Source organism: Streptococcus infantis (assembly GCF_047464215.1).
Taxonomy (GTDB): Bacteria; Bacillota; Bacilli; order Lactobacillales; family Streptococcaceae; genus Streptococcus; species Streptococcus infantis_P.
Genome location: NZ_JASHCG010000001.1, coordinates 212,563 through 236,394 on the forward strand (window position 1 = coordinate 212,563; position 23,832 = coordinate 236,394).

Sequence of the window (23,832 nt, forward strand, 5' to 3'; positions counted from 1 at the left end):
AGTTATTGATGAAGGTCTTGTTTCCTCAATCCCCTGTTAGTAAACAAGACCTTGAGCATTTTAGAAAGAGGAATCTATGTCTACGAAATATATTTTTGTCACTGGTGGTGTGGTATCGTCTATTGGAAAAGGGATCGTTGCAGCGAGCCTTGGGCGTCTTTTGAAAAACCGTGGTTTGAAGGTGACCATTCAAAAATTTGACCCTTATATCAATATTGACCCAGGAACCATGAGCCCTTACCAGCACGGAGAAGTATTTGTAACAGATGATGGGGCTGAGACAGATTTGGACTTGGGTCACTATGAGCGTTTCATCGATATCAACCTTAATAAATACTCAAACGTGACAACTGGTAAAATCTACAGTGAAGTTCTTCGTAAGGAACGCCGTGGAGAGTATTTGGGTGCAACCGTCCAAGTTATTCCTCATATTACAGATGCTTTGAAAGAAAAAATCAAGCGTGCTGCTCTTACGACAGACTCTGATGTCATTATTACAGAGGTTGGTGGAACAGTCGGGGATATCGAGTCACTTCCATTCTTAGAAGCTCTTCGTCAGATGAAGGCAGATGTGGGTGCAGATAATGTCATGTATATCCATACGACCTTGCTTCCTTACCTCAAGGCAGCTGGTGAAATGAAGACCAAACCAACTCAACACTCTGTCAAAGAATTGCGTGGTCTGGGAATCCAGCCTAATATGTTGGTCATCCGTACTGAAAAGCCAGCTGGACAAGGAATTAAAAATAAACTGGCCCAGTTCTGTGATGTGGCACCAGAAGCAGTTATCGAGTCCTTGGATGTGGATCATCTTTACCAAATCCCACTTAACCTGCAAGCACAAGGTATGGATCAAATCGTTTGTGACCATTTGAAAATTGATGCACCTGCAGCAGATATGACAGAGTGGTCAGCTATGGTTGATAAGGTCATGAACCTCAAAAAACAAGTCAAGATTGCCCTTGTTGGTAAGTATGTTGAGTTGCAAGATGCCTACATTTCTGTCGTAGAGGCCTTGAAACACTCAGGTTATGCCAATGATGCAGAAGTGAAGATTGATTGGGTCAATGCTAACGATGTGACAGCTGACAATGTGGCAGAACTTCTATCGGACGCTGACGGAATCATCGTGCCGGGTGGTTTTGGTCAACGTGGAACAGAAGGTAAGATTGAAGCGATTCGCTATGCGCGTGAAAATGATGTACCAATGCTAGGAGTCTGCTTGGGTATGCAGTTGACTTGTATCGAATTTGCCCGTAATGTTTTGGGACTTGAAGGAGCTAATTCAGCAGAGCTAAATCCTGATACCAAATACCCTATCATCGATATCATGCGTGATCAGATTGATGTTGAGGACATGGGTGGTACCCTTCGTTTGGGACTTTATCCTTCTAAGTTAAAACGTGGTTCTAAGGCAGCTGCAGCTTATCATAACAAAGAGGTAGTGCAACGCCGTCACCGTCACCGTTATGAGTTTAACAATGCCTTCCGTGAACAGTTTGAAGGAGCAGGTTTTGTCTTTTCAGGCGTTTCACCAGACAACCGCTTGGTCGAAATTGTGGAAATTCCAGAAAACAAATTCTTTGTGGCTTGTCAGTACCACCCAGAGCTTTCAAGTCGTCCAAACCGCCCAGAAGAACTCTACACTGCTTTCGTAACAGCAGCGGTTGAAAATAGTAAATAGACAGAATAAAACCTTTGAGAGTCATCTCAGAGGTTTTAATTTGTTTTCACTATCATGAAAATATGGAAAAAGGACATTATTTTTGGTAAGATAAGGGTATGGATTTTGAAAAAATTGAACAAGCATATACCTATTTACTAGAAAATGTCCAAATCATTCAAAATGATTTGACGACAAATTTTTACGATGCCTTGATTGAGCAAAATGGAATCTATCTGGATGGTCAGACAAATCTGGAAGATGTCAAGAAAAACAATCAAGCATTAAAACGATTGGCTCTTCGAAAAGAAGAGTGGTTACGAACCTACCAATTCTTGTTAATGAAGGCAGCGCAAACAGAACCTCTCCAAGCAAATCACCAGTTTACACCAGATGCCATTGGTCACTTGATGATTTTTCTGATAGAGCAACTGTGCCCTGCTGAGAATCTAAGTTTATTAGAGTTGGGGTCTGGGATGGGAATTCTAGGTGCTAGCTTCTTAACGTCCATGAACAAAAAGGTAAATTACCTTGGGATTGAGCTAGATGACCTCTTGATCGATCTGGCGGCGAGTATGGCGGAAGTTATGGATCTGCAAATGGGCTTTGTCCAAGGAGATGCAGTACGTCCACAAGTATTAAAAGAAAGTGATATTATCGTGAGCGACCTCCCGATTGGCTACTACCCAGACGATCAGATTGCCTCACGTTACCAAGTGGCAGCAAAGGATGAACATACTTATGCTCATCATCTATTAATGGAGCAATCTCTCAAGTATCTTAAGACGGGAGGCTATGCTATTTTCCTTGCTCCAACAGATCTTTTGATGAGTCCTCAGAGCGACCTCTTGAAAGTATGGTTAACTGAACAGGCTCAACTAGTAGCTATCGTAGCTTTACCAGAGGATCTCTTCGCTCAAGGAGCCCAGTCTAAGACCATTTTTGTTCTACAAAAGCAAGCGATAGAAGGCCTTGAACCATTCGTCTATCCACTTGCTAGTCTTCGTGATCCTGAAATTTTGTTGGAATTTAAGGAAAATTTTCAAAATTGGTGTCAAGAACATGAAATCTAGTATAAATTTTGATATAATAGTTGAAAACGCTTAAAAAGGGGAAACATTATGACAAAAACCATTGCAATTAACGCTGGAAGCTCAAGTTTGAAATGGCAACTCTATCAAATGCCAGAAGAAAAAGTATTAGCAAAAGGGTTGATTGAACGAATTGGATTGAAAGATTCTATTTCTACAGTTAAATTTGATGGTCGTTCAGAACAACAAGTCCTTGACATTGACAACCATACTTTGGCAGTTAAGATTTTGCTTGATGACTTGATTCGTTTTGATATTATTAAATCTTATGATGAAATTACTGGTGTTGGACACCGTGTCGTTGCAGGTGGAGAGTACTTCAAAGAGTCCACAGTCGTGGAAGGTGATGTAATTGAAAAAGTTGAAGAGTTAGGTCTTCTTGCTCCATTGCACAATCCTGCAAACGCTGCGGGTATTCGCGCCTTCAAAGAATTATTGCCAGATATTACGAGTGTCGTTGTTTTTGATACTTCCTTCCATACAAGTATGCCAGAGAAAGCTTATCGCTATCCTCTACCAACAAAATATTACACAGAAAACAAGGTTCGTAAGTACGGAGCGCACGGTACAAGCCATCAGTACGTTGCTCAAGAAGCAGCAAAACTCTTGGGTCGTCCACTTGAAGAGTTGAAGTTAATCACTTGTCACATCGGTAATGGTGCTTCTATTACAGCTGTTAAGGGTGGGAAATCTGTTGATACCTCAATGGGATTCACTCCACTTGGTGGTGTAATGATGGGAACTCGTACAGGGGATATTGACCCAGCCATCATTCCTTATTTAATGCAATATACAGAGGACTTTAACAAGCCTGAGGACATCAGTCGTATTCTCAATCGTGAGTCAGGATTGATGGGTGTTTCTGGTAAATCTAGTGACATGCGTGATGTAATTGCTGCTATGGAGGCAGGAGATCACGATGCCACTTTGGCTTATGAAATGTATGTTGACCGTATCCAAAAACATATTGGTCAATACCTTGCAGTCCTAAATGGAGCAGATGCTGTTATTTTCACAGCAGGTATCGGTGAAAATTCTACTAATGTACGTGAAGATGTTATTTCAGGGATTTCTTGGTTCGGTTGCGATGTAGATCCAGAGAAAAATGTCTTTGGTGCAACCGGAGATATTTCGACAGATGCAGCAAGTGTACGTGTACTGGTAATTCCAACGGATGAAGAATTGGTCATTGCACGTGACGTTGAACGTTTGAAAAAATAACAGATCAAAAAATCGACCTTCAATAATAAAGGTCGATTTTTTTGATCTAGGAAAACTACCATTTAGTCAGCGAAACTTCACCACTATTGAGCCAAATCTTTTTCCCCTTGGCTAATTCTATCTGCAGTTGTCCTTGGTCAGAGATGTCACAGGCTTTTCCTGAAATAGTTTGGTGATCTTGCTTAAAAGAGACTTCTTTTCCTAAAACGATAGAGTGCTTTTTATAGAGGTAGAGGAGTTCATCGGCTTCTGTTTCATAGAAACATTTCCAGATTTCAGCAATCAATTCATTGCGAGTAATGGGAGTATGTTGAGAAAATAAGCTTCCAGCTTTAGTTTGTAGATTCTTGGGAAATTCAGCGATCGAAAAGTTGATTCCGACCCCAATGATAACATCTGTAACGAGTCCAGTTTCGACAGAGGTAATGGCTTCTGTTAGAATACCAGCAATTTTTTTCTGGTTCAGATAAATGTCATTGACCCACTTGATATCGACGTCGATTAAACTAAGGTTTTTGATAGCCTTGTAGATAGCTCCAGCTGTCAGAAGTGTATAGGCTGGAAGATTCTGATAAGGGAGATTGGGTTGTAGGTGAAGGGACATGTAAATTCCCCCCCTATCAGGTGAGTAATAAGGACGTTGAAAACGGCCACGTCCCATAGTTTGGCTAGTGGAAAGGTAGAGTTTATCCCCTTTGGCACCAGCTTCCATAGCCTCTTTAGCATCAGTTTGGGTAGATTTTGTTGAGGGTTTAAACTGGACAGTAATGGGACTATTCGCTTCGATTTCCTGAGGCAAGATAAGGTCTCCGTCCAGAAGTTTATAGCCACGATTTTTGATACTGTCAATCTCCAGTCCCTCTTGTTGGAGACGTTGGATCGCCTTCCATACGGAAGTTCGAGATAGGTTTAATCTCTCAGCTATTTTTTCTCCGCTTAGATAATCAGTCTCAGTAACTAGTATTTTATAGACTTCTTGGTAGGATTTCATGCTAGACCCTTTCTGGAATAATTAGATTTATTGTACCATATTTTTAAAAAAGGAATAGCGATTTTCAAGTAATCTTAGCTAACTATAAAATTTTACCCAGTTTTAGTTAGGAGTATAGAGGTAAAGAGGTTTTCAAATCGCTTGAAAAATGGTAAAATGTTTTAATAGCTTATTTATCTGAATGTGATATTCAGAAGGAAAGGATCTGTTGTGAAATCAATAGGTGTCATTGAAAAGTTAAAAAGTTTATCGAAACAAGAAGGACTTCTTTTAGGAGTTATTCTGAGTATTTTTCTTCCTTTTTATCTTTTTGTTGTTATTTTTATCTCTTACTTACTTTGGTTAGTATATACTGGGGAGATGAAGGGGATCTTGAAACGTTTGTCTCAACACCCTGTCTTGCTCTTTTTTATTGCTTATAGCACTGCAATTTCTCTTCTGGCACAAAATGTGATGGGAGTAGTTTCTTCGGTGGCCATGTTTCTGTTTACCATCTTCTTTTACTACTATCAATCCCAGTTGACTCCTAAATTTTTCAGGTTGACGATTGAAGGAATATTAGCCTTAAGTGTCTTTGCAGCAGCCTTTGCAGCCTTGGAACATTTCCAAATTGTAAAGAAATTTGATTATACCTTCCTCTCACCACGAATGCAGGTTTGGCATCAGAATCGAGCGGAGGTTGCCTTCTTTAATCCCAATTACTATGGAATTATCTGTTGTTTCTGTATCATGATTGGTTTTTATCTGATTAGCACAACGAAGTTAAGATGGTTACGAATCTTTTCTATGATTGCCATCTTTGCTAATTTATTCGGTTTAAACTTTACGCAGAATCGCACAGCTTTTCCAGCCATCATCTTTGGAGCGATTATTTATCTCTTCACAACTATTAAGAACTGGCGTGCTTTCTGGCTTAGTGTTGGAGTTTTTGGGGTTGGTTTAGCCTTTCTATTTTCAAGTGATTTGGGTGTTCGAATGGGAACCTTAGATTCATCTATGGAAGAGCGTGTTTCTATTTGGAATGCTGGGATGGCCTTGTTTAAGCAAAATCCATTCTGGGGTGAAGGACCGCTAACCTATATGCACTCTTTCCCTCGTATTGGAGCACCTTATCATGAACATGCTCATAGTATTTATATAGATACGATTTTGAGTTATGGAGTTGTTGGTACCGTTCTCTTGGGGATTGCTTCTTCCACTCCAGTACGAATGTTGATTGATATGAGTCAAGTACCTAGTAAGCGTCCTATCCTTGGACTTTACCTCTCTTTCTTGACAGTAGTAGCTGTGCACGGAATTTTTGATTTGGCTCTCTTTTGGATTCAATCATCCTTTATTTTCCTTTTAGTGATGTGTAGTTTACCACTAAAACATAGTATGATTGATGAATTTGTTGATTAAGAAAAAGATAGTAGAAACTAACATTTTCTACTATCTTTCTTTTTCAATTCAATTATTGAATAGCTTGAACCAAGTCTTCAGCTTGTTGTTTTAGGGAAGAAGCAACACTGTCTTCAAGGACTAATTTGCCATCTGCCCAAGCAGAATCATTGACACGAGCTGCAGTGAATTCACCAACAACTTTTGTACGGATGAATGGCAAGAGGTCTTTGTAGATTGCAAAGAGTTGTTCATGACCAGCATTGGCTACAGATGATACTGTTACAATCTTATCTTGAAGAGCAGATGCTCCACGTGTATCAGACAAGTCAATTGCGCGTGAAAGCCAGTCAAGCAAGTTTTTCACTGTACCAGGAATCGAGAAGTTGTAGACTGGAGAGAAGATCCAGATAGCATCAGCAGCAAGAACTGCCTCACGTGCAGCAGCAACAGCTGGAAGTGTAAGAACTTCAAGGTCTTGACTAAATAAAGGAATTGTAGAGTAGTCAAGGTAGCTGACTTCAACATTTTCAGCAAGAGCTTTTTCAGCTTCTAGCGCCATTTGGTGGTTGAAAGAACCTTCACGAAGTGAACCAACGATAAATAATACTTTTTTAGACATAGGGAGTCTCCTTTAGATTTTAATCAGAGTTATCTCTGTTGTTATAAACAATGTTACAACAAAAGGGAATTATTTGCAAGAAATCTGCTCAGAAAATAAAAATCGATGATAGTCAAGATTATTTTTAGGAGTAGAGATTATGAAAAGTCTGTGAAATCAATGATTCAAGCGTCATATACTCCTGTCATAAGAGAAGTTCCGTGCTAAATCCTCCCCTTTATTCACTTGTAATTCACTAGGATAGATGGTAAAATAGACGAGTGAAAATGAGACAGAAAAAAGAAAAAAATTCCTTATTATTTCAGTACAGCATTGGCTTGACCCTGCTGGCTCTAGTTGTGACTTCTTCCTTTCTCTATTTGGTGTGGCTTAGCATGAAGCCTTATCAGACAGCAAAGGTAGAAGGGGAAAAACTTGCCAAGCAGTATGCGAATCTAGAAACGGTCAGCCAGGTTGATTTCTTTAATGGCTTAGAAAGCTATTATAGCGTTCTTGGTCAAGATAAGAATCAGAAACAAGTTGCTGTTTTAATAGAGAAAAGTAATAACAATATTTACGTATATCAACTAGAAAATGGTATTTCACAAGAAAAAGCAGAAGCAGTTGTTAGAGAAAAAGGAGCTACTGAAATTGATACGGTTACCTTTGGACGCTATGCTGAAAAGCCTGTTTGGGAAATCAAGTCTGGAGGAGACTATTATCTAGTAGATTTTGAAACTGGTGCCCTAATCGAAAAGGAGAAGCTATGAAATTATCTAAACGTGTCTTAGAAATGGAAGAAAGTGTCACTCTGGCTAGTGATGCAAGAGCAAAGAAGTTAAAAGCTGAAGGAAAAGATGTTCTTTTCTTAACTTTAGGTCAGCCCGATTTTCATACTCCTGAAAATATTCAAGATGCTGCTGTTGCAGCCATTCGAGATGGACGTGCTTCTTTCTATACGGTAGCTTCAGGTTTGCCTGAGTTAAAAGCAGCAGTCAATACCTATTTTGAACGTTATTATGGTTATTCTGTAGCAGCTAACGAAGTTACCTTTGCTACAGGTGCCAAGTTCTCTCTCTACACCTTCTTTATGGCTGTAGTCAACCCTGGAGATGAGGTCATCATTCCTACTCCTTACTGGGTTAGCTATGGGGATCAGGTTAAGATGGCAGAAGGTGTTCCAGTATTTGTCCAAGCCAAAGAAGACAATCACTTTAAAGTGACTGTTGAGCAATTAGAAGCAGCTCGTACAGTTAAGACCAAGGTCTTGGTTCTTAACTCACCATCTAATCCGACTGGGATGATCTATTCTCGTGAGGAACTCTTGGCCATTGGAAATTGGGCTGTTGAACATGACATTCTCATCCTAGCAGATGATATTTATGGTCGTTTGGTCTATAACGGAAATGAATTCGTCCCAATCTCTAGTCTATCAGAAGCCATTCGCAACCAAACCATTGTCATCAATGGAGTGTCTAAGGCCTATGCTATGACTGGTTGGCGGATAGGTTATGCAGTGGGTGATCCAGAAATCATTGCTGCCATGAGCAAATTGACAGGTCAAACGACTTCTAACCTAACCGCTGTTTCACAATACGCAACAATCGAGGCGCTAACTGGACCGCAAGATTCTGTGGAAGTTATGCGTCAAGCATTTGAAGAACGTTTGAATACCATCTATCCACTCTTGTGTGAAGTCCCTGGTTTTGAAGTTGTCAAACCACAAGGAGCTTTCTATCTCTTCCCAAATGTTAAAAAAGCTATGGAGATGAAAGGCTATACAGACGTAACAGCATTTACAACGGCTATCCTTGAGGAAGTTGGTTTAGCCTTGATAACAGGTGCTGGATTTGGAGCACCAGAAAATGTCCGTCTCAGCTATGCGACAGATCTAGATACACTTAAAGAAGCCATTCGTCGTTTGCACCAATTTATGGAAAAATAAGAAGCTTAACCTTCGTCTTAATAACGGAGGTTTTTATTTTTAAAAACTTAGGAATTTCTGTCAAACTAGCTAGCTATCAGGCATTATTTGTGGTACAATAATGAGTAATAATGTCTTTGGACAAGTTAAACGAATAAAGGAAGATAAATGATGACAAAACGTGTAACAATTATCGAAGTAAAAGACTACGTTGGTCAAGAAGTCACTATCGGTGCTTGGGTTGCCAACAAATCAGGTAAAGGGAAAATTGCTTTCTTGCAACTGCGTGACGGAACTGCCTTTTTCCAAGGAGTTGCTTTTAAACCAAACTTTATCGAAAAATTTGGAGAAGAAGTAGGTCTTGAAAAATTTGACACCATCAAACGTCTAAGTCAAGAAACATCTGTTTTCGTGACAGGGATTGTTAAAGAAGACGAGCGTTCTAAATTTGGTTACGAATTGGATATTACAGACATCGAAGTTATCGGTGAATCTCAAGATTACCCTATCACTCCAAAAGAACACGGAACAGACTTCTTGATGGACAACCGCCACTTGTGGCTTCGTTCACGCAAACAAGTAGCTGTCATGCAAATCCGTAATGCTATCATCTATGCAACTTATGAGTTCTTTGATAAGAATGGCTTCATGAAGTTTGATAGCCCAATTCTTTCAGGAAATGCTGCAGAAGATTCAACTGAATTATTTGAAACAGACTACTTTGGTACTCCAGCCTACTTGAGCCAATCTGGTCAGCTTTACCTTGAAGCTGGTGCTATGGCCCTTGGTCGTGTCTTCGACTTTGGTCCAGTATTCCGTGCTGAAAAATCAAAAACTCGCCGTCACTTGACTGAGTTCTGGATGATGGATGCTGAGTATTCATACTTGACACATGATGAGTCACTTGACTTGCAAGAAGCTTATGTCAAAGCTCTTCTTCAAGGTGTTCTTGACCGTGCTCCACAAGCCTTGGAAACATTGGAACGTGACACTGAGCTCTTGAAACGCTACATTGCTGAGCCATTCAAACGCATCACTTACGATCAAGCCATTGACCTCTTGCAAGAGCATGAAAATGATGAAGATGCAGACTACGAACATCTCGAGCATGGTGATGACTTTGGTTCACCACACGAAACGTGGATTTCAAACCACTTTGGTGTACCAACATTTGTCATGAACTACCCAGCAGCCATCAAGGCCTTCTACATGAAACCAGTTCCTGGAAATCCAGAGCGTGTGCTTTGTGCAGACTTGCTTGCACCAGAAGGTTACGGAGAAATCATCGGTGGTTCAATGCGTGAGGAAGACTACGATGCCCTTGTGGCTAAGATGGAAGAGCTTGGTATGGATCGTACAGAGTACGAATTCTACCTTGACCTTCGTAAATACGGTACAGTACCACACGGTGGATTTGGTATCGGTATCGAGCGTATGGTAACCTTCGCAGCTGGAACTAAACACATCCGTGAAGCTATTCCATTCCCACGTATGTTGCACCGTATCAAACCTTAATAGCCATAAAAACGCCGTCTGGCGTTTTTATACTCTTCGAAAATCTCTTCAAACTACGTCAGCTTCACTTTGCCGTATATATGTTACTGACTTCGTCAGTTCTATCCACAACCTCAAAACAGTGTTTTGAGCAGCCTGCGGCTAGCTTCCTAGTTTGCTCTTTGATTTTCATTGAGTATTACTTTAAACGAAAGAGGTGGAGAAAATGTAGGCAACTCTAAGTAAGTCTTTTAGAAAAACTCATATTATATATTGAAAGAGAGAAAACAATGTTTAAAAGAACTTACAAAGGCAATATTCCACTCCTAGCAGGTCTGGAATTCACTTCTTATTTTGGAATTACCAGTTTTTGGATTTTATTTTTCATTCAAAATGGTCTTTCCTTACTTCAAATTGGTCTATTAGAAAGTATCTTTCACGGTACAAGTCTCTTGTGTGAAATCCCATCTGGTATGTTGGCCGATCGATTTAGCTACAAGACCAATCTCTATTTGGCTCGCTTGGCTAGTATTGTGTCCTCTATCTTGATTTTGTTTGGTCAGGGGAATTTTTGGATTTATGCTTTTGCTATGATGGTCAACGCTTGGTCCTATAATTTTGATTCGGGGACCAGTACCGCTTTCTTATATGATTCTGCGGTAGAAGCGGGTCAAAAGGACCGATATCTTCAGATTTCTAGTTTTTTGTCTGGTGTGGCCGAAGTCACCCGAACCTTAGGTACAGTTGTGGCAGGCTTCTTTATTCACGGAGCATTGGCTTGGACCTATCTGATTGCTATTGGATTTTCATTTCTTTCTATAATCTTGATTTATTTTATGAAAGAACCAATGGCTAAGAGAGAGAAAAATCAAGGCTTAACCTTTAAAACGATTGTCCTGCAAGTACGAAAAGAATGGCATGAAAAACCAGTACTCTTTTACTGGATGATGACTTATCAGCTAGTCGGGACACTCATGTGCATGTTTTACTTTTATTATCAGCAGAAAATAAGTGACTTAGCAGGGTGGCAGGTTTCGCTGGTCATGCTGATTGGTAGTGGCTTAAATCTTATAGCGGTTTATATAGCTAGTCAAATTGGTAAAAAATGGAATAGCAATCGAGTTTTTCCGACTCTTGTTGCACTAACGGGCTTGGCCTTACTATTGGTGTTTTCTGGAACTCCCTTTGCTTTTCTTCTCGTATATCTTTTGACCGATACACTTTATGCAGTTTATCAGCCGATCTATTTCAATGACTTACAAGGCTATTTACCGTCCAGTGTAAGAGCAACTATGCTTAGTATCAATTCCATGCTTTTTAGTCTTTCTATGATTGTCATTTTCCCGTTGACAGGTTGGTTAATCGATCGTTGGGGTCTTATAGCTGTCTTTTTAGTTCTAGGTCTTATCTTGCTTTTAACCTGTCCTATCCTAATAATCAGTCTGACAAGGATGGGCAAGCTATTAGAGAAGGACTTAAAAACTGAGTAAAGCACGAAAACCTATTTGCCCAAAGGATCATCCTGTGGTACAATAGCAAGAGGAAAAGGAGAAGAGTATGATCGATGTAGAAGAAATTCTAAGTAAGATGAATCCCAATCAAAAGATCAACTATGACCGTGTCATGCAAAAGATGGTTCAAGTTTGGGAAAAAAATGAAGAAAGACCAACCATTCTCATGCACGTCTGTTGTGCTCCTTGTAGCACCTACACTCTAGAGTACTTGACCAAGTATGCGGATGTGACTATTTATTTTGCTAATTCAAATATCCATCCTAAAGCTGAGTATCACAAGCGTGCCTATGTGACAAAAAAGTTTGTTAGTGATTTCAATGAACGAACTGGGAATAAGGTCCAATACCTAGAAGCACCCTATGAACCCAACGAATATCGTCAACTAGTCAGAGGTTTGGAAGAAGAACCTGAAGGTGGCGATCGCTGCAAGGTTTGTTTTGACTATCGTTTGGACAAGACAGCGCAAGTGGCTATGGACTTAGGCTTTGACTACTTTGGCTCAGCCCTAACCATCAGTCCTCACAAAAATTCACAAACCATCAATAGTATCGGGATTGATGTGCAGAAAATCTACACTACTCATTATCTTCCGAGCGACTTTAAGAAAAATCAAGGCTACAAACGCTCTGTAGAAATGTGTGAAGAGTACGACATTTATCGCCAATGTTACTGTGGCTGTGTCTATGCAGCTCAAGCCCAGAATATCGACTTGGTACAGGTCAAGAAGGATGCAACAGCCTTTATGGTAGATAAGGATATCGAGAAAGATTATTCCCATATCAAGTTCACCGTTACGAAGTTAGATATTTAGACGAAAACCTGCCTCAAGGCAGGTTTTTTACTAGGGAAAAGTGATAGCCAGAAATTGATTGACTAATCTATGAATTCCTAGTCCTAGAATCTCAATCCTTTAATAAATCAGTGCATCTTAAAACTTGTGGATGAAAAATGAAGTTTTGATTAAATGAGTTTTTTGGAATTTAGAATGCTGATAAACAGTTCAATTAGTCGCCACTCAAAGGCTCGTTGAAAATCAAAAAACGAGGTCAGGATTTTAATCCTGACCTCTGACAACTTTACCGATTCTTTAGTTCTACGTAGCGTTTGTACCAAATGTTGACATAGGCTTCTGAGAAAGGACCTCGCTCATTGTTAATCCAATCAACAAGAATCTTTACATGCTCTTTCAGAATATAGTCTAGATCAGAAGAATACTTCATTTTTCGCTTATGTCGTTCATACTCCTCAACGTCCAAGAGGCGTTTTTCACCATCTGTAAACACTTTAACATCCAAATCATAGTCAATGTATTTTAAAGCTTCTTCATCCAGATAGTAAGGACTTGCCATATTGCAGTAGTAGGAGATACCATTTTCACGAATCATAGCGATAATATTAAACCAATATTTCTTGTGAAAGTAAACAATAGCCGGTTCTCGAGTCACCCAACGACGACCGTCACTTTCGGTAACAAGTGTGTGGTCGTTGACGCCGATAATAGCGTTCTCTGTTGTTTTTAGTACCATGGTGTCTCGCCAAGTACGGTGGAGACTCCCATCATGCTTATAACTTTGAATTGTAATAAAGTCGCCTTCTTTTGGAAGTTTCATAACTAACCAACTTTCTACAATTTATAAGTTTATCGTTTACTATTGTATCACATTTTTGTTTAAAGTTCTTAGTTTTTTCATGAAAAAATTAAAGATATTCTCTGAGAGCGCTGGCTATATCCGAAAAATCATAACCTTTTCTAGCTAAAACTTGGGTCAAACGTTGTTTCAGTTCGTATCCTTCATACTTTCGTGAATATTTCCGATACTGCTTGTCTAACTCTTTAAAAATAAGTTCCTGAACGGTTTCTTCTTCGACCTGGCTGTCCAATTGGTCAAAGGCTGTTTTGGCTTCTGTGTAGGAAAATCCTTTATTGGTTAGGCTTTGGATAATCTTATCCTGTAGAGCACGAGCAGGTAATTTCCCCTGGTATTTTTTCAGTAGTTTTTCAGCTGTGCGCTCTGCGACTTCCGTCATATCAAATTCTTGTAAGACTTCTTGGATAATGGATTTAGAAACGCCTTTTTGAGAAATCTTCTGCATCAGCATATAGCTTCCCTTATCTCCTGAAAGCTGATTGGAATTGATGATGGCATAAGCATATTGCCGGTCATTGATCCAATTATCATCTTTTAAAGACTGGATAACTTTGGGGATGATTTTCCCATCAATTTCATGCTTGGTTAGATAATCTCGAACTTCTTTTTCAGTGCGGGCCTTGAAGGATAAGTGGTAAAGAGCTAGATTTTTACTGTAGGAAAATTGCGCAAAGGATTTAATCTCAGTTAGTTCTTCAGCTGAGATCTCTTTCCCTTTAGTCAACATAAAGCGAACAATGGTATCCTCTGTAATGTAGCAGGTTTGGTCCCTATCAAGTTCGAGCAGATAGTGTATTTTTTTCTTTTCAAGTTTTGTGATTTTCATGGTTTACCTCTTATCCAAATGCTTCGAAGGCAGCAACGAGTCGAAGTTTATTGCTATCGACCTGTTTTCTCCCGTAATGGTCGAGAAATAGTTCAGCATATTTGTGATCTTTTAAGTTGTAATTGAGGGACCAAACTGCCCAAAAGAGATCGATATGTCGGTCACTGAAATCAGCCAAACTAAGGTCAATAAAACAAGAGAAATGGCTGGCATCTTTAAGAATAAAGTTTGGAAGGCAGGCATCCCCATGAATAAAGGCATCAGTTTTTAAAAGATGCCCTTGTTCTTGGATGAGTTGGAAGGCCTCTTCGCGACTGTTAATCTGGAATTGGGGTAGGAGCGCCTTGGCATAGAACTCGCCTTTTTCATAGTTTTTCAAGGTTCTGTCTTTATAGGTTTGTAAATGATTTTCTGATGGAAAATTTTTCGGATATAAGCTGTGAAGCTTTTTGAGAGCCTCTGCCATGGTTTGACAGATTGTCTCTGGCTGGTCTAAAAAAGCGAGAGCATCATGACCAATAGCCTCTTTAGTCAGGAGGTAGTCTTTATCCGTAGATAGATAGTGGATGACTGGTGTTCCTATTCCCTCTTGTTCAAACCAACTTGCAATGCGAGCTTCTCGCTCTAATCTTCCCTTTTGATCAATTTTCAAATAGTAACCTGAATCGAGATAGAGAACCCTTGCGCCTGAATGAGAAGAGCTGTCAGAAAGAGTTGCTCCCTCTATATAAGTTCGTAATTGCTCAGGAAAATCCAATGGGGAAAAATGAGATATCTTTGTATTCATGGTTTTATTGTAACATATTCTTAAACATTGAGAAACTACGTGGTATAATAGACTTATGAGTCTTAAAGTCAAACAAAAAATTCCATTAAAAATTAAGCGTATGGGGATTAACGGGGAAGGAATCGGATTTTACCAGAAAACCCTTGTTTTTGTTCCAGGCGCCCTCAAGGGTGAAGATATCTATTGTCAGGTGACTTCCGTTAAGCGTAACTACGTTGAGGCTAAACTCCTTGAGGTCAATAAAAAATCTAAGTTTCGAGTGGTACCAGACTGTACTATCTATAATGAGTGTGGTGGCTGTCAGATTATGCACCTACATTATGACAAGCAGTTGGAGTTCAAGACGGATCTCCTCCATCAAGCTCTGAAAAAATTTGCCCCTTCTGGCTATGAAAACTTTGAAATAAGACCAACCATTGGCATGCAGAAACCAAAATATTATCGGGCTAAACTGCAATTTCAAACACGAAAATTCAAGGGGCAAGTCAAGGCTGGCTTGTATGCTCAAAATTCCCATTATTTGGTCGAGTTAAAGGACTGTCTTGTTCAAGACAAGGAGACGCAATCTATTGCTAATCGCATTGCTGAACTCTTGACTTACCATCAAATTCCGATTACAGATGAACGGAAAATCCTTGGGGTTCGGACCATCATGGTTCGTCGAGCACGGAAAACTGGGCAAGTCCAGATTATCATTGTGACCAATCGCCAATTGAATTTGACTCAATTTGTGAAAGACCTAGTCAAGGATTATCCTGAAGTAGTGACTGTCGCAGTCAATACCAATACTGCCAAAACTTCTGAGATTTATGGGGACAAGACAGAGATTATTTGGGGTCAAGATAGTATACGTGAGGGTGTTTTAGACTATGAGTTCTCTCTTTCACCTCGAGCTTTTTATCAGCTTAATCCTGAACAGACGGAAATCCTCTACAGTGAAGCGGTTAAGGCCTTGGACGTAAATAAGAATGACCATCTGATAGATGCCTATTGTGGTGTTGGTACCATTGGTTTTGCCTTTGCCAAAAAAGTTAAAAGCCTGAGAGGGATGGATATTATTCCTGAAGCTATTGAGGATGCTAAGGCAAATGCCCAGCGTATGGGGTATAGTAATACCCACTATGAGGCAGGTACAGCAGAAGAAATCATCCCTCGTTGGTACAAGGAAGGCTATCGTGCTGATGCCTTGATTGTGGACCCGCCACGTACTGGTTTAGACGACAAGCTCTTGGATACCATAATCAAATACACTCCTGAAAAGATGGTCTATGTTTCTTGCAATGTATCTACCCTAGCGCGTGATTTAGTCCGTTTGGTAGAGGTCTATGACCTCCACTATATCCAGTCGGTTGATATGTTTCCGCATACGGCTAGGACGGAAGCAGTGGTCAAATTGACCAAGCGCGAATCATCTTCTAAATAGAAATAAGAGCACGAAAATTTTTGAAAATCAGTTTTCCGATTACAGAGTAAGATTTGCAAGCTCCCTATATTTATGATAAAATAAGTAGAAAATAAAATGAAAAAAGAGGTATGTGAAATGTCACGTAAACCATTTATCGCTGGTAACTGGAAAATGAACAAAAACCCAGAAGAAGCAAAAGCATTCGTTGAAGCTGTAGCATCAAAACTTCCTTCATCAGACCTTGTTGAAGCAGGTATCGCAGCTCCTGCTCTTGACTTGACAACTGTTCTTGCTGCTGCTAAAGGTTCAAACCTTAAAGTTGCTGCTCAAAACTGCTACTTTGAAAATGCTGGTGCTTTCACTGGTGAAACTAGCCCACAAGTTTTGAAAGAAATCGGTACTGACTACGTTGTTATCGGTCACTCAGAACGTCGTGACTACTTCCACGAAACAGACGAAGACATCAACAAAAAAGCAAAAGCAATCTTTGCGAACGGCATGCTTCCAATCATCTGTTGTGGTGAGTCACTTGAAACTTACGAAGCTGGTAAAGCAGCAGAATTCGTAGGTGCTCAAGTTTCAGCTGCTCTTGCTGGATTGACTGCAGAACAAGTAGCTTCAACAGTTATCGCTTATGAGCCAATCTGGGCTATCGGTACTGGTAAATCAGCTTCACAAGACGATGCACAAAAAATGTGTAAAGTTGTTCGTGACGTTGTAGCTGCTGACTTCGGTCAAGAAGTAGCTGACAAAGTACGTGTTCAATACGGTGGTTCAGTGAAACCTGAAAACGTTGCTGAATACATGGCTTGTCCAGACGTTGACGGAGCTCTTGTTGGTGGTGCATCACTTGACCCAGAAAGCTTCTTGGCATTGCTTGACTTTGTAAAATAAGCCTTAAATATCTGAGACAGACAGTTCCCTCTCTCGAGGTTTTGGCTGCCTGTCTTCTTTTTAGTAAAATGGCGTGCGAAAGCACGCTCTTTTCTGCATTTTAGAAGAAAAAGAAAGGAGAATTATGCTGTATATTTGGTCTTATCTCAAACGCTATCCCAAGTGGTTAGTGTTAGACTTTCTCGGGGCAATTTTCTTTGTCATTGTCAATCTAGGTTTACCAACAGTTTTAGCCCGCATGATTGACCAGGGAATCAACCAAGGTGATCAGGAAAAACTCTATTTTTGGGCCGTAATCATGTTGGTTATTATCGTCTTGGGAACATTTGGACGGGTTGTTCTGGCTTATGCTGCTAGTAAACTGACCACGAATATGGTTAAGGACATGCGCAATGATGTCTATGCGAAGTTGCAAGAGTATTCTCATCACGAATATGAACAAATTGGTGTGTCTTCACTAGTCACTCGTATTACCAGTGATGCCTTTGTCCTCATGCAGTTTGCAGAACAAACGCTTAAGTTGGGTGTTATCACTCCCATGATGATGCTGTCGAGTATTCTTATGATTTTCTTGACCAGCCCTTCACTAGCTTGGATTGTAGCTTTTTCAGTTCCTTTTCTAGCTGTAGTAGTCCTTTATGTTGCGGTCAAAACGCGTCCCTTATCTGAAAAACAACAGAAAACTTTGGACAAGATAAACCAGTATGTCCGTGAAAATTTGATGGGGCTACGAGTGATTCGTGCCTTTGCTCGTGAAGACTTTCAAGAAAACCGTTTCGAAGAGAAAAATGCAATCTATGCGGATAATTCCAATCGCTTGTTCAAATTGACAGGTTTGACAGAGCCGCTTTTTGTGCAAATCATTATTGCCATGATTGTGGCTATCGTTTGGTTTGCTTTGGATCCTCTCAAACAGGGAAGTTTGCAGATTGGGGATTTGGTGGCCTTCATCGAGTATAGTTTCCACGCCCTCTTGTCCTTCCTTTTCTTGTCAAACCTCTTTACCATGTATCCACGTACTGCTGTATCTAGCGAGCGTTTGAAGGAAATCATGGACATGCCTATTTCCATTGATCCAAATGAGGACGGAATTCAAGAAACAGAAACACATGGTTACTTAGAATTTGATAATGTGACCTTTGCCTATCCAGGGGAAACAGAAAGCCCTGTTTTGCATAACATTTCCTTTACTGCTAAACCGGGAGAAACCATTGCCTTTATCGGCTCAACTGGTTCAGGTAAGTCTACTCTGGTTCAATTGATTCCTAGATTCTACGATGTTATCCTTGGAAAAATCAAGGTCGATGGTGTTGATGTCCGAGATTACCGTCTCAAATCACTCCGTCAGAAGATTGGATTTATTCCACAAAAGGCCTTGCTCTTTACTGGGACTATCGCAGACAATCTCCGCTATGGGAAAGAAGATGCCAGTCATGAGGACTTGCACCAAGCAGCTGATGTAGCCCAAGCCAAAGACTTTATCGAAAGTCGAGAAGAAGGTTTTGCGACTCATCTGGCTGAAGGCGGAAGCAACCTATCAGGTGGTCAGAAACAACGCTTGTCGATTGCCCGCGCAGTTATCAAGGGTCCAGACATCTACATTTTTGATGATTCCTTCTCAGCCTTGGACTATCGTACAGATGCAATCTTGCGCCGTCGTCTCAAGGAAGTGACTCAAGATGCTACGGTATTGATTGTCGCGCAACGTGTTGGAACCATTATGGATGCGGACCAGATTATCGTCCTTGATAAGGGCGAAATCGTTGGTCGTGGACGTCATGAAGAATTGATGGAGACTAATGACATCTATCGAGAAATTGCTGAGTCGCAGCTGAAAAATGCGTCTCTGACAGAAGAATAGGAGGTAAAGGATGAAACAACAATCTAGTCTAGCTCGTCTATGGAGCTATTTAAAAGCCTACCGATTCTCTGTTTTCTTTGCAGTCTTCTTGAAAATAGTCAGCGTCATTATGAGTGTTATCGAGCCTTTCGTATTAGGGCTTGCCATCACAGAATTAACCAGCAATCTCCTTGCCATGGCAAATGGTGTTGCAGGAGCGGGTATCAATACCAGCTATATCGCAGTGATTCTAGTGATCTATCTCTTGCGTGGGCTTCTCTATGAGTTGGGTTCTTATTACTCAAACTACTTTATGACCAATGCGGTACAGTCCATGATACAGGATTTGCGAAATGAAATGAGTGAAAAAATCAACCGCATCCCTGTGTCCTACTTTGATAAGCATCAGTTTGGAGATTTGTTAGGTCGTTTTACAAGTGACGTTGAGACTGTTTCGAACGCTCTACAACAATCTTTCTTACAGATTGTCAATGCAGTCTTTACCATTCTTTTTGTTATGGGTATGGTCCTCTATCTAAATCTTCAGTTGGCTATCATTGTTATCTTGTCGATTCCAGTGACTTATTTTGGAGCTAAAACGATTCTAAATCGTTCGCAGCCATATTTTAAACAGCAGGCAGCTATATTGGGACGTATGAATGGATTTGTACAGGAAAACTTGACAGGTTTCAATGTTTTAAAACTTTTCGGGCGTGAAGAAAATTCTCAAGAAAGATTTGAAAAGATTACGGATGAATTGCAACAAGTCGGATTCAAGGCGAGTTTTATTTCAGGATTGATGATGCCTGCCCTTCACATCGTGTCTGATTTAACTTACCTAATAGTTGCTGTCTTAGGTGGTTTACAGGTTATTGCAGGGCGCTTGACTATTGGTAACATGCAGGCCTTCGTTCAATATGTATGGCAAGTCAGCCAACCGATTCAAAATATCACCCAGCTAGCAGGGCAAATGCAAAGTGCCAAGTCTTCGCTTGATCGTGTCTTTGAAGTTTTGGATGAACAGGAAGAAGTTCAAAGTGAGGAAGTGAAAGAGTTGGCGCCGTTGACAGGTCAAGTTAGCTTCAAGAATGTTGATTTCCAATATGTGGAAAATAAACCATTGATTCGTAATTTCAACTTAGATGTTGAACCAGGAGAGATGGTAGCCATCGTAGGACCAACTGGAGCAGGTAAAACAACCTTGATTAACCTTCTCATGCGTTTTTACGATGTAACAGCTGGTGCTATTTTAGTGGATGGACAAGATATTCGAGACTTGTCTCGTCAGGACTATCGTCGCCAGTTTGGCATGGTCTTACAGGATGCCTGGCTCTATGAAGGTAGCATCAAGGAAAATCTTCGCTTTGGAAATTTGGATGCAACAGATGAAGAAATCGTTGAAGCTGCTAAGGCGGCCAATGTTGACCACTTTATCCGCACCCTTCCTGGTGGCTATAACATGGAAATGAACCAAGAGTCAAGTAATATTTCTCTTGGGCAAAAACAGTTGTTAACTATCGCGCGTGCTCTCTTGGCGGATCCTAAAATCTTAATTTTGGACGAAGCAACCTCATCAGTCGATACTCGTCTAGAGCTCTTGATTCAAAAGGCCATGAAACGTTTGATGAAGGGAAGAACAAGCTTTGTTATTGCCCACCGGCTTTCGACTATTCAGGAAGCTGACAAGATTTTGGTGCTGAAAGATGGACAGATTATCGAACAAGGAAATCATGAAAGTCTCTTAAATGCAAAAGGTTTCTATTATGACCTTTATCAAAGTCAATTCTCTGGTAAAGGCACAGAAAACAACTAAAAATTACAGTTTCCTATTCTTAAATTATCAGTCAATTAGAACTTTTTTAATATGAGTTAATTTCCTTGCTTTTGTCTACTAGGAGTAGTATACTGATGTAGTAATCAATAAATATGGTTGCAAAAATTATATTACGAGGTGAGAAATATGGTTGAATTAAAAAAAGAAGCAGTAAAAGACGTAGCAACATTAACTAAACCAGCGGCAGAAGCGCTAGTAAATACAAAGGAAGTTTTGAATCAATCAGTAGCAGACTTGTACGTAGCACATATCGCTCTTCATCAAGTACACTGGTACATGCGTGGCCGTGGATTCATGGTATGGCATCCTAAGATGGATGAATACATGGATAGCCTTGATGGTTACCTTGATGAAATCAGTGAACGCTTGATTACACTTGGTGGCAAACCATACTCTACTTTGACAGAATTCCTTCAACACAGTGAAATCGAAGAAGGAATTGGAGAATTCCGTAACGTAGAAGAAAGTTTGGAACGTGTCCTTGAAATTTATCGTTACCTTATCACTCTTTTCCAAAAAGCTTTGGATGTAACAGATGAAGAAGGTGATGATGTAACCAATGATATCTTCGTTGGTGCTAAGGCAGATCTTGAAAAAACAGTCTGGATGCTTGCAGCAGAATTAGGACAAACACCTGGTTTGTAAGATACTGTATTTTTCTAAAAATCCGTAGAAGTTTTCTACGGATTTTTTCTATTCAGGAGGGCATTCCAAAACAGTCTTTTTTGAAGTTTTTTGATAAAATAGAACTATCAATGAAAAGGATGAAAGCATGACAATGAAAATCGTAGCCATCTGGGCCCAAGATGAAAAGGGTGTAATCGGAAAAGAGGATCGCTTACCATGGCATTTGCCAGCAGAGTTAAAACATTTTAAAGAAACAACCTTGAATCATGCCATCTTGATGGGACGTGTCACCTTTGATGGAATGGGACGACGTTTGCTTCCAGGACGTGAGACTCTGATTTTGACGCGTAATGTTGAAGAGTCAATTGAGGGTGTTCTGGTTTTCCAAAATGTTGAGGATGTTTTAGACTGGTACCATAACCAGGATAAAAATCTCTATATCCTTGGGGGTAAGCAGATTTTTCAGCTTTTTGAACCTTATCTCGATGAAATTATTGTGACACAAATTCATGCTCAAGTTGAAGGGGATACTTATTTCCCGGAAGATTTTGACTTGACTGTTTTTGAGACTCTTGCAAGCAAATCTTATAGCAAAGATGAGAAAAATGCCTATGATTTCACCATCGAATATAGAAAGAGAAAGGAAGTCTAATGGAGCGCAGTATTTTTGGATTTTTTACAGCTCTTTTGTGTGCTGTCTGTCTTATAGCTGGAACACACGCTTTTCGTAAAAAGCGCTTTGGACTTGCTACTCTACTTTGGCTTAATGCTTTTACAAACCTGGTGAATAGCATTCATGCTTTTTATATGACCTTATTTTAGATAGAAAAATCATTTAGAACGGAAGGGAATCATGCCTACAAATAGGAAAAATGATATGATGGTTTATTGCTCATTTTGTGGCAAAAGCCAAGAAGAAGTTAAAAAAATAATCGCTGGGAACAACGCCTTTATCTGTAATGAATGTGTGGAGTTGGCTCAGGAAATTATTCGTGAGGAGTTGGCTGAGGAAGTCTTGGCAGACTTGTCTGAAGTACCAAAACCAATCGAACTCTTAAACATCTTGAACCACTATGTGATTGGTCAAGATCGTGCTAAACGTGCCTTGGCAGTAGCTGTTTATAACCACTACAAACGCATCAATTTCCATGACACTCGTGAAGAGACAGAAGATGTAGATTTGCAGAAATCAAACATTTTGATGATTGGCCCAACGGGTTCAGGGAAGACTTTCCTTGCTCAAACACTTGCTAGAAGTTTGAATGTACCATTTGCTATTGCAGATGCAACAGCTCTTACTGAGGCTGGCTACGTAGGTGAGGACGTGGAAAATATCCTCCTCAAACTCTTGCAAGCAGCTGACTTTAATATCGAACGTGCAGAACGTGGAATTATCTACGTAGACGAAATCGACAAGATTGCTAAGAAGAGCGAGAATGTGTCTATCACACGTGATGTTTCTGGTGAAGGTGTGCAACAAGCTCTCCTCAAGATTATCGAAGGAACTGTAGCTAGTGTGCCACCTCAAGGCGGACGCAAACATCCACAACAAGAAATGATTCAAGTGGACACTAAGAATATCCTCTTTATCGTGGGTGGTGCCTTCGATGGCATCGAAGAGATTGTCAAACAGCGTCTTGGTGAAAAAGTTATCGGCTTTGGACAAAACAACAAGGCTATTGACGAAAACAGCTCTTACATGCAAGAAATCATTGCAGAAGATATTCAAAAATTCGGTATTATTCCTGAGTTGATTGGACGCTTGCCAGTATTTGCAGCCTTGGAGCAGTTGACAGTAGATGACTTGGTTCGCATCTTGAAGGAACCAAGAAATGCCTTGGTTAAACAATACCAGACCTTGCTTTCTTATGATGATGTTGAGTTAGAATTTGACGACGAAGCCCTCCAGGAAATTGCTAACAAAGCTATCGAACGCAAAACTGGTGCCCGTGGTCTTCGCTCAATCATCGAAGAAACCATGCTAGACGTTATGTTTGAAGTTCCAAGTCAAGAAAATGTGAAAACAGTTCGTATCACAAAAGAAGCGGTTGACGGAACGGCTAAGCCAATTCTAGAGACAGCCTAGAGGTG

The 23,832-nt window shown here is 40.2% G+C and carries 22 protein-coding genes; 17 read left to right on the plus strand and 5 right to left on the minus strand.

The features are described from left to right. The first annotated feature begins 76 nt into the window (after nucleotides 1-76). The 3 genes from QM469_RS00965 to QM469_RS00975 all read left to right on the plus strand — a co-directional run bounded on the left by QM469_RS00965 (nucleotide 77) and on the right by QM469_RS00975 (nucleotide 3,975). Nucleotides 77-1,684, plus strand: a complete 1,608-nt coding sequence (locus QM469_RS00965; protein ID WP_000105251.1) for a CTP synthase — start codon at nucleotides 77-79, stop codon at nucleotides 1,682-1,684. 98 nt (nucleotides 1,685-1,782) lie between these two features. After that, nucleotides 1,783-2,736 (plus strand): class I SAM-dependent methyltransferase, encoded by a 954-nt coding sequence (locus tag QM469_RS00970; protein ID WP_414275861.1) that lies wholly within the window; start codon nucleotides 1,783-1,785, stop codon nucleotides 2,734-2,736. Between the two features lie 48 nt (nucleotides 2,737-2,784). Then, nucleotides 2,785-3,975: an acetate kinase gene (locus QM469_RS00975; protein ID WP_414275862.1), complete on the plus strand. Its 1,191-nt coding sequence runs from the start codon at nucleotides 2,785-2,787 to the stop codon at nucleotides 3,973-3,975. A gap of 55 nt (nucleotides 3,976-4,030) precedes the next feature. Here QM469_RS00975 and birA read toward each other — a convergent pair whose 3' ends face one another. Continuing rightward, complete coding sequence (gene birA, locus QM469_RS00980) at nucleotides 4,031-4,966, minus strand: bifunctional biotin--[acetyl-CoA-carboxylase] ligase/biotin operon repressor BirA (RefSeq protein WP_414275863.1); 936 nt, start codon at nucleotides 4,964-4,966, stop codon at nucleotides 4,031-4,033. Nucleotides 4,967-5,176: 210 nt separating this feature from the next. On the opposite strand from birA, the gene QM469_RS00985 reads away from it, so the two are divergent. Further along, a complete protein-coding gene (locus QM469_RS00985; protein ID WP_371607520.1) occupies nucleotides 5,177-6,367 on the plus strand; it encodes an O-antigen ligase family protein in 1,191 nt (396 codons plus the stop codon). 52 nt (nucleotides 6,368-6,419) lie between these two features. On the opposite strand, the gene QM469_RS00990 is transcribed toward QM469_RS00985, so the two are convergent. After that, nucleotides 6,420-6,968, minus strand: a complete 549-nt coding sequence (locus QM469_RS00990) for an NADPH-dependent FMN reductase (RefSeq protein ID WP_414275864.1) — start codon at nucleotides 6,966-6,968, stop codon at nucleotides 6,420-6,422. Between the two features lie 260 nt (nucleotides 6,969-7,228). Between QM469_RS00990 and QM469_RS00995 the strand changes: the two genes are divergently transcribed. The 5 genes from QM469_RS00995 (at nucleotide 7,229) to QM469_RS01015 (ending at nucleotide 12,690) form a co-directional block, all read left to right on the plus strand. Then, a complete protein-coding gene (locus QM469_RS00995) occupies nucleotides 7,229-7,717 on the plus strand; it encodes a DUF5590 domain-containing protein (RefSeq protein ID WP_371607518.1) in 489 nt (162 codons plus the stop codon). Beyond that, nucleotides 7,714-8,892: a pyridoxal phosphate-dependent aminotransferase gene (locus tag QM469_RS01000; RefSeq protein ID WP_414275865.1), complete on the plus strand. Its 1,179-nt coding sequence runs from the start codon at nucleotides 7,714-7,716 to the stop codon at nucleotides 8,890-8,892. Before QM469_RS00995 ends, QM469_RS01000 begins: the two co-directional genes overlap by 4 nt. Nucleotides 8,893-9,042: 150 nt before the next feature. Then, on the plus strand, nucleotides 9,043-10,386 hold the full coding sequence (gene asnS, locus QM469_RS01005) for an asparagine--tRNA ligase (RefSeq protein WP_083279616.1): 1,344 nt from the start codon (nucleotides 9,043-9,045) through the stop codon (nucleotides 10,384-10,386). Nucleotides 10,387-10,655: 269 nt separating this feature from the next. Continuing rightward, complete coding sequence (locus QM469_RS01010; RefSeq protein WP_414275866.1) at nucleotides 10,656-11,855, plus strand: MFS transporter; 1,200 nt, start codon at nucleotides 10,656-10,658, stop codon at nucleotides 11,853-11,855. A 67-nt stretch (nucleotides 11,856-11,922) separates the two neighbouring features. Beyond that, nucleotides 11,923-12,690 carry an epoxyqueuosine reductase QueH gene (locus QM469_RS01015; protein ID WP_000567559.1) on the plus strand — a complete coding sequence of 256 codons (768 nt, stop codon included), beginning with the start codon at nucleotides 11,923-11,925 and terminating at the stop codon, nucleotides 12,688-12,690. Between the two features lie 265 nt (nucleotides 12,691-12,955). Here the strand turns inward: QM469_RS01015 and QM469_RS01020 are convergent, their stop codons facing one another. From QM469_RS01020 to QM469_RS01030, 3 genes are all read right to left on the minus strand, one after another. Further along, the gene (locus QM469_RS01020) at nucleotides 12,956-13,489 is read right to left on the minus strand and encodes a DUF402 domain-containing protein (RefSeq protein ID WP_000775325.1); all 534 of its coding nucleotides are present in this window, start codon (nucleotides 13,487-13,489) and stop codon (nucleotides 12,956-12,958) included. A gap of 88 nt (nucleotides 13,490-13,577) precedes the next feature. Further along, nucleotides 13,578-14,354, minus strand: a complete 777-nt coding sequence (gene recX / locus QM469_RS01025) for a recombination regulator RecX (RefSeq protein WP_414275867.1) — start codon at nucleotides 14,352-14,354, stop codon at nucleotides 13,578-13,580. Nucleotides 14,355-14,364: 10 nt separating this feature from the next. Next, entirely contained in the window at nucleotides 14,365-15,141 is a 777-nt protein-coding gene (locus QM469_RS01030; RefSeq protein WP_414275868.1) for an aminoglycoside 3'-phosphotransferase, read from the minus strand. 55 nt (nucleotides 15,142-15,196) lie between these two features. Here QM469_RS01030 and rlmD point away from each other — a divergent pair, with 55 nt between their 5' ends. From rlmD to clpX, 8 genes are all read left to right on the plus strand, one after another. Further along, nucleotides 15,197-16,564, plus strand: coding sequence for a 23S rRNA (uracil(1939)-C(5))-methyltransferase RlmD (rlmD, locus tag QM469_RS01035; protein WP_414275869.1), 1,368 nt, complete (start codon nucleotides 15,197-15,199; stop codon nucleotides 16,562-16,564). Between the two features lie 117 nt (nucleotides 16,565-16,681). Then, nucleotides 16,682-17,440 carry a triose-phosphate isomerase gene (tpiA, locus tag QM469_RS01040; RefSeq protein ID WP_045763546.1) on the plus strand — a complete coding sequence of 253 codons (759 nt, stop codon included), beginning with the start codon at nucleotides 16,682-16,684 and terminating at the stop codon, nucleotides 17,438-17,440. A gap of 124 nt (nucleotides 17,441-17,564) precedes the next feature. After that, nucleotides 17,565-19,301: an ABC transporter ATP-binding protein gene (locus QM469_RS01045; protein ID WP_414275870.1), complete on the plus strand. Its 1,737-nt coding sequence runs from the start codon at nucleotides 17,565-17,567 to the stop codon at nucleotides 19,299-19,301. A gap of 10 nt (nucleotides 19,302-19,311) precedes the next feature. Then, complete coding sequence (locus QM469_RS01050; protein ID WP_414275871.1) at nucleotides 19,312-21,093, plus strand: ABC transporter ATP-binding protein; 1,782 nt, start codon at nucleotides 19,312-19,314, stop codon at nucleotides 21,091-21,093. A gap of 147 nt (nucleotides 21,094-21,240) precedes the next feature. Then, nucleotides 21,241-21,759: a Dps family protein gene (locus tag QM469_RS01055; protein ID WP_414275872.1), complete on the plus strand. Its 519-nt coding sequence runs from the start codon at nucleotides 21,241-21,243 to the stop codon at nucleotides 21,757-21,759. A gap of 127 nt (nucleotides 21,760-21,886) precedes the next feature. Beyond that, nucleotides 21,887-22,393, plus strand: a complete 507-nt coding sequence (locus QM469_RS01060; protein ID WP_414275873.1) for a dihydrofolate reductase — start codon at nucleotides 21,887-21,889, stop codon at nucleotides 22,391-22,393. Then, nucleotides 22,393-22,563: a hypothetical protein gene (locus tag QM469_RS01065; protein WP_214262269.1), complete on the plus strand. Its 171-nt coding sequence runs from the start codon at nucleotides 22,393-22,395 to the stop codon at nucleotides 22,561-22,563. Before QM469_RS01060 ends, QM469_RS01065 begins: the two co-directional genes overlap by 1 nt. Before the next feature lie 31 nt (nucleotides 22,564-22,594). Further along, nucleotides 22,595-23,827 (plus strand): ATP-dependent Clp protease ATP-binding subunit ClpX, encoded by a 1,233-nt coding sequence (gene clpX, locus QM469_RS01070; RefSeq protein WP_007555413.1) that lies wholly within the window; start codon nucleotides 22,595-22,597, stop codon nucleotides 23,825-23,827. Nucleotides 23,828-23,832 lie beyond the last annotated feature (5 nt).

Coding starts and splice junctions, on each gene's coding strand:
- QM469_RS00970 (WP_414275861.1), top strand. CDS start 1,783: ATGGATTTTGAAAAAATTGAACAAGCATATACCTATTTACTAGAAAAT.
- QM469_RS00965 (WP_000105251.1), top strand. CDS start 77: ATGTCTACGAAATATATTTTTGTCACTGGTGGTGTGGTATCGTCTATT.
- QM469_RS00975 (WP_414275862.1), top strand. CDS start 2,785: ATGACAAAAACCATTGCAATTAACGCTGGAAGCTCAAGTTTGAAATGG.
- QM469_RS01065 (WP_214262269.1), top strand. CDS start 22,393: ATGGAGCGCAGTATTTTTGGATTTTTTACAGCTCTTTTGTGTGCTGTC.
- QM469_RS01055 (WP_414275872.1), top strand. CDS start 21,241: ATGGTTGAATTAAAAAAAGAAGCAGTAAAAGACGTAGCAACATTAACT.
- QM469_RS00990 (WP_414275864.1), bottom strand. CDS start 6,968: ATGTCTAAAAAAGTATTATTTATCGTTGGTTCACTTCGTGAAGGTTCT.
- clpX (WP_007555413.1), top strand. CDS start 22,595: ATGCCTACAAATAGGAAAAATGATATGATGGTTTATTGCTCATTTTGT.
- QM469_RS01045 (WP_414275870.1), top strand. CDS start 17,565: ATGCTGTATATTTGGTCTTATCTCAAACGCTATCCCAAGTGGTTAGTG.
- QM469_RS01000 (WP_414275865.1), top strand. CDS start 7,714: ATGAAATTATCTAAACGTGTCTTAGAAATGGAAGAAAGTGTCACTCTG.
- rlmD (WP_414275869.1), top strand. CDS start 15,197: ATGAGTCTTAAAGTCAAACAAAAAATTCCATTAAAAATTAAGCGTATG.
- QM469_RS01010 (WP_414275866.1), top strand. CDS start 10,656: ATGTTTAAAAGAACTTACAAAGGCAATATTCCACTCCTAGCAGGTCTG.
- QM469_RS01050 (WP_414275871.1), top strand. CDS start 19,312: ATGAAACAACAATCTAGTCTAGCTCGTCTATGGAGCTATTTAAAAGCC.
- QM469_RS01015 (WP_000567559.1), top strand. CDS start 11,923: ATGATCGATGTAGAAGAAATTCTAAGTAAGATGAATCCCAATCAAAAG.
- QM469_RS01020 (WP_000775325.1), bottom strand. CDS start 13,489: ATGAAACTTCCAAAAGAAGGCGACTTTATTACAATTCAAAGTTATAAG.
- QM469_RS01060 (WP_414275873.1), top strand. CDS start 21,887: ATGACAATGAAAATCGTAGCCATCTGGGCCCAAGATGAAAAGGGTGTA.
- birA (WP_414275863.1), bottom strand. CDS start 4,966: ATGAAATCCTACCAAGAAGTCTATAAAATACTAGTTACTGAGACTGAT.
- recX (WP_414275867.1), bottom strand. CDS start 14,354: ATGAAAATCACAAAACTTGAAAAGAAAAAAATACACTATCTGCTCGAA.
- tpiA (WP_045763546.1), top strand. CDS start 16,682: ATGTCACGTAAACCATTTATCGCTGGTAACTGGAAAATGAACAAAAAC.
- asnS (WP_083279616.1), top strand. CDS start 9,043: ATGACAAAACGTGTAACAATTATCGAAGTAAAAGACTACGTTGGTCAA.
- QM469_RS01030 (WP_414275868.1), bottom strand. CDS start 15,141: ATGAATACAAAGATATCTCATTTTTCCCCATTGGATTTTCCTGAGCAA.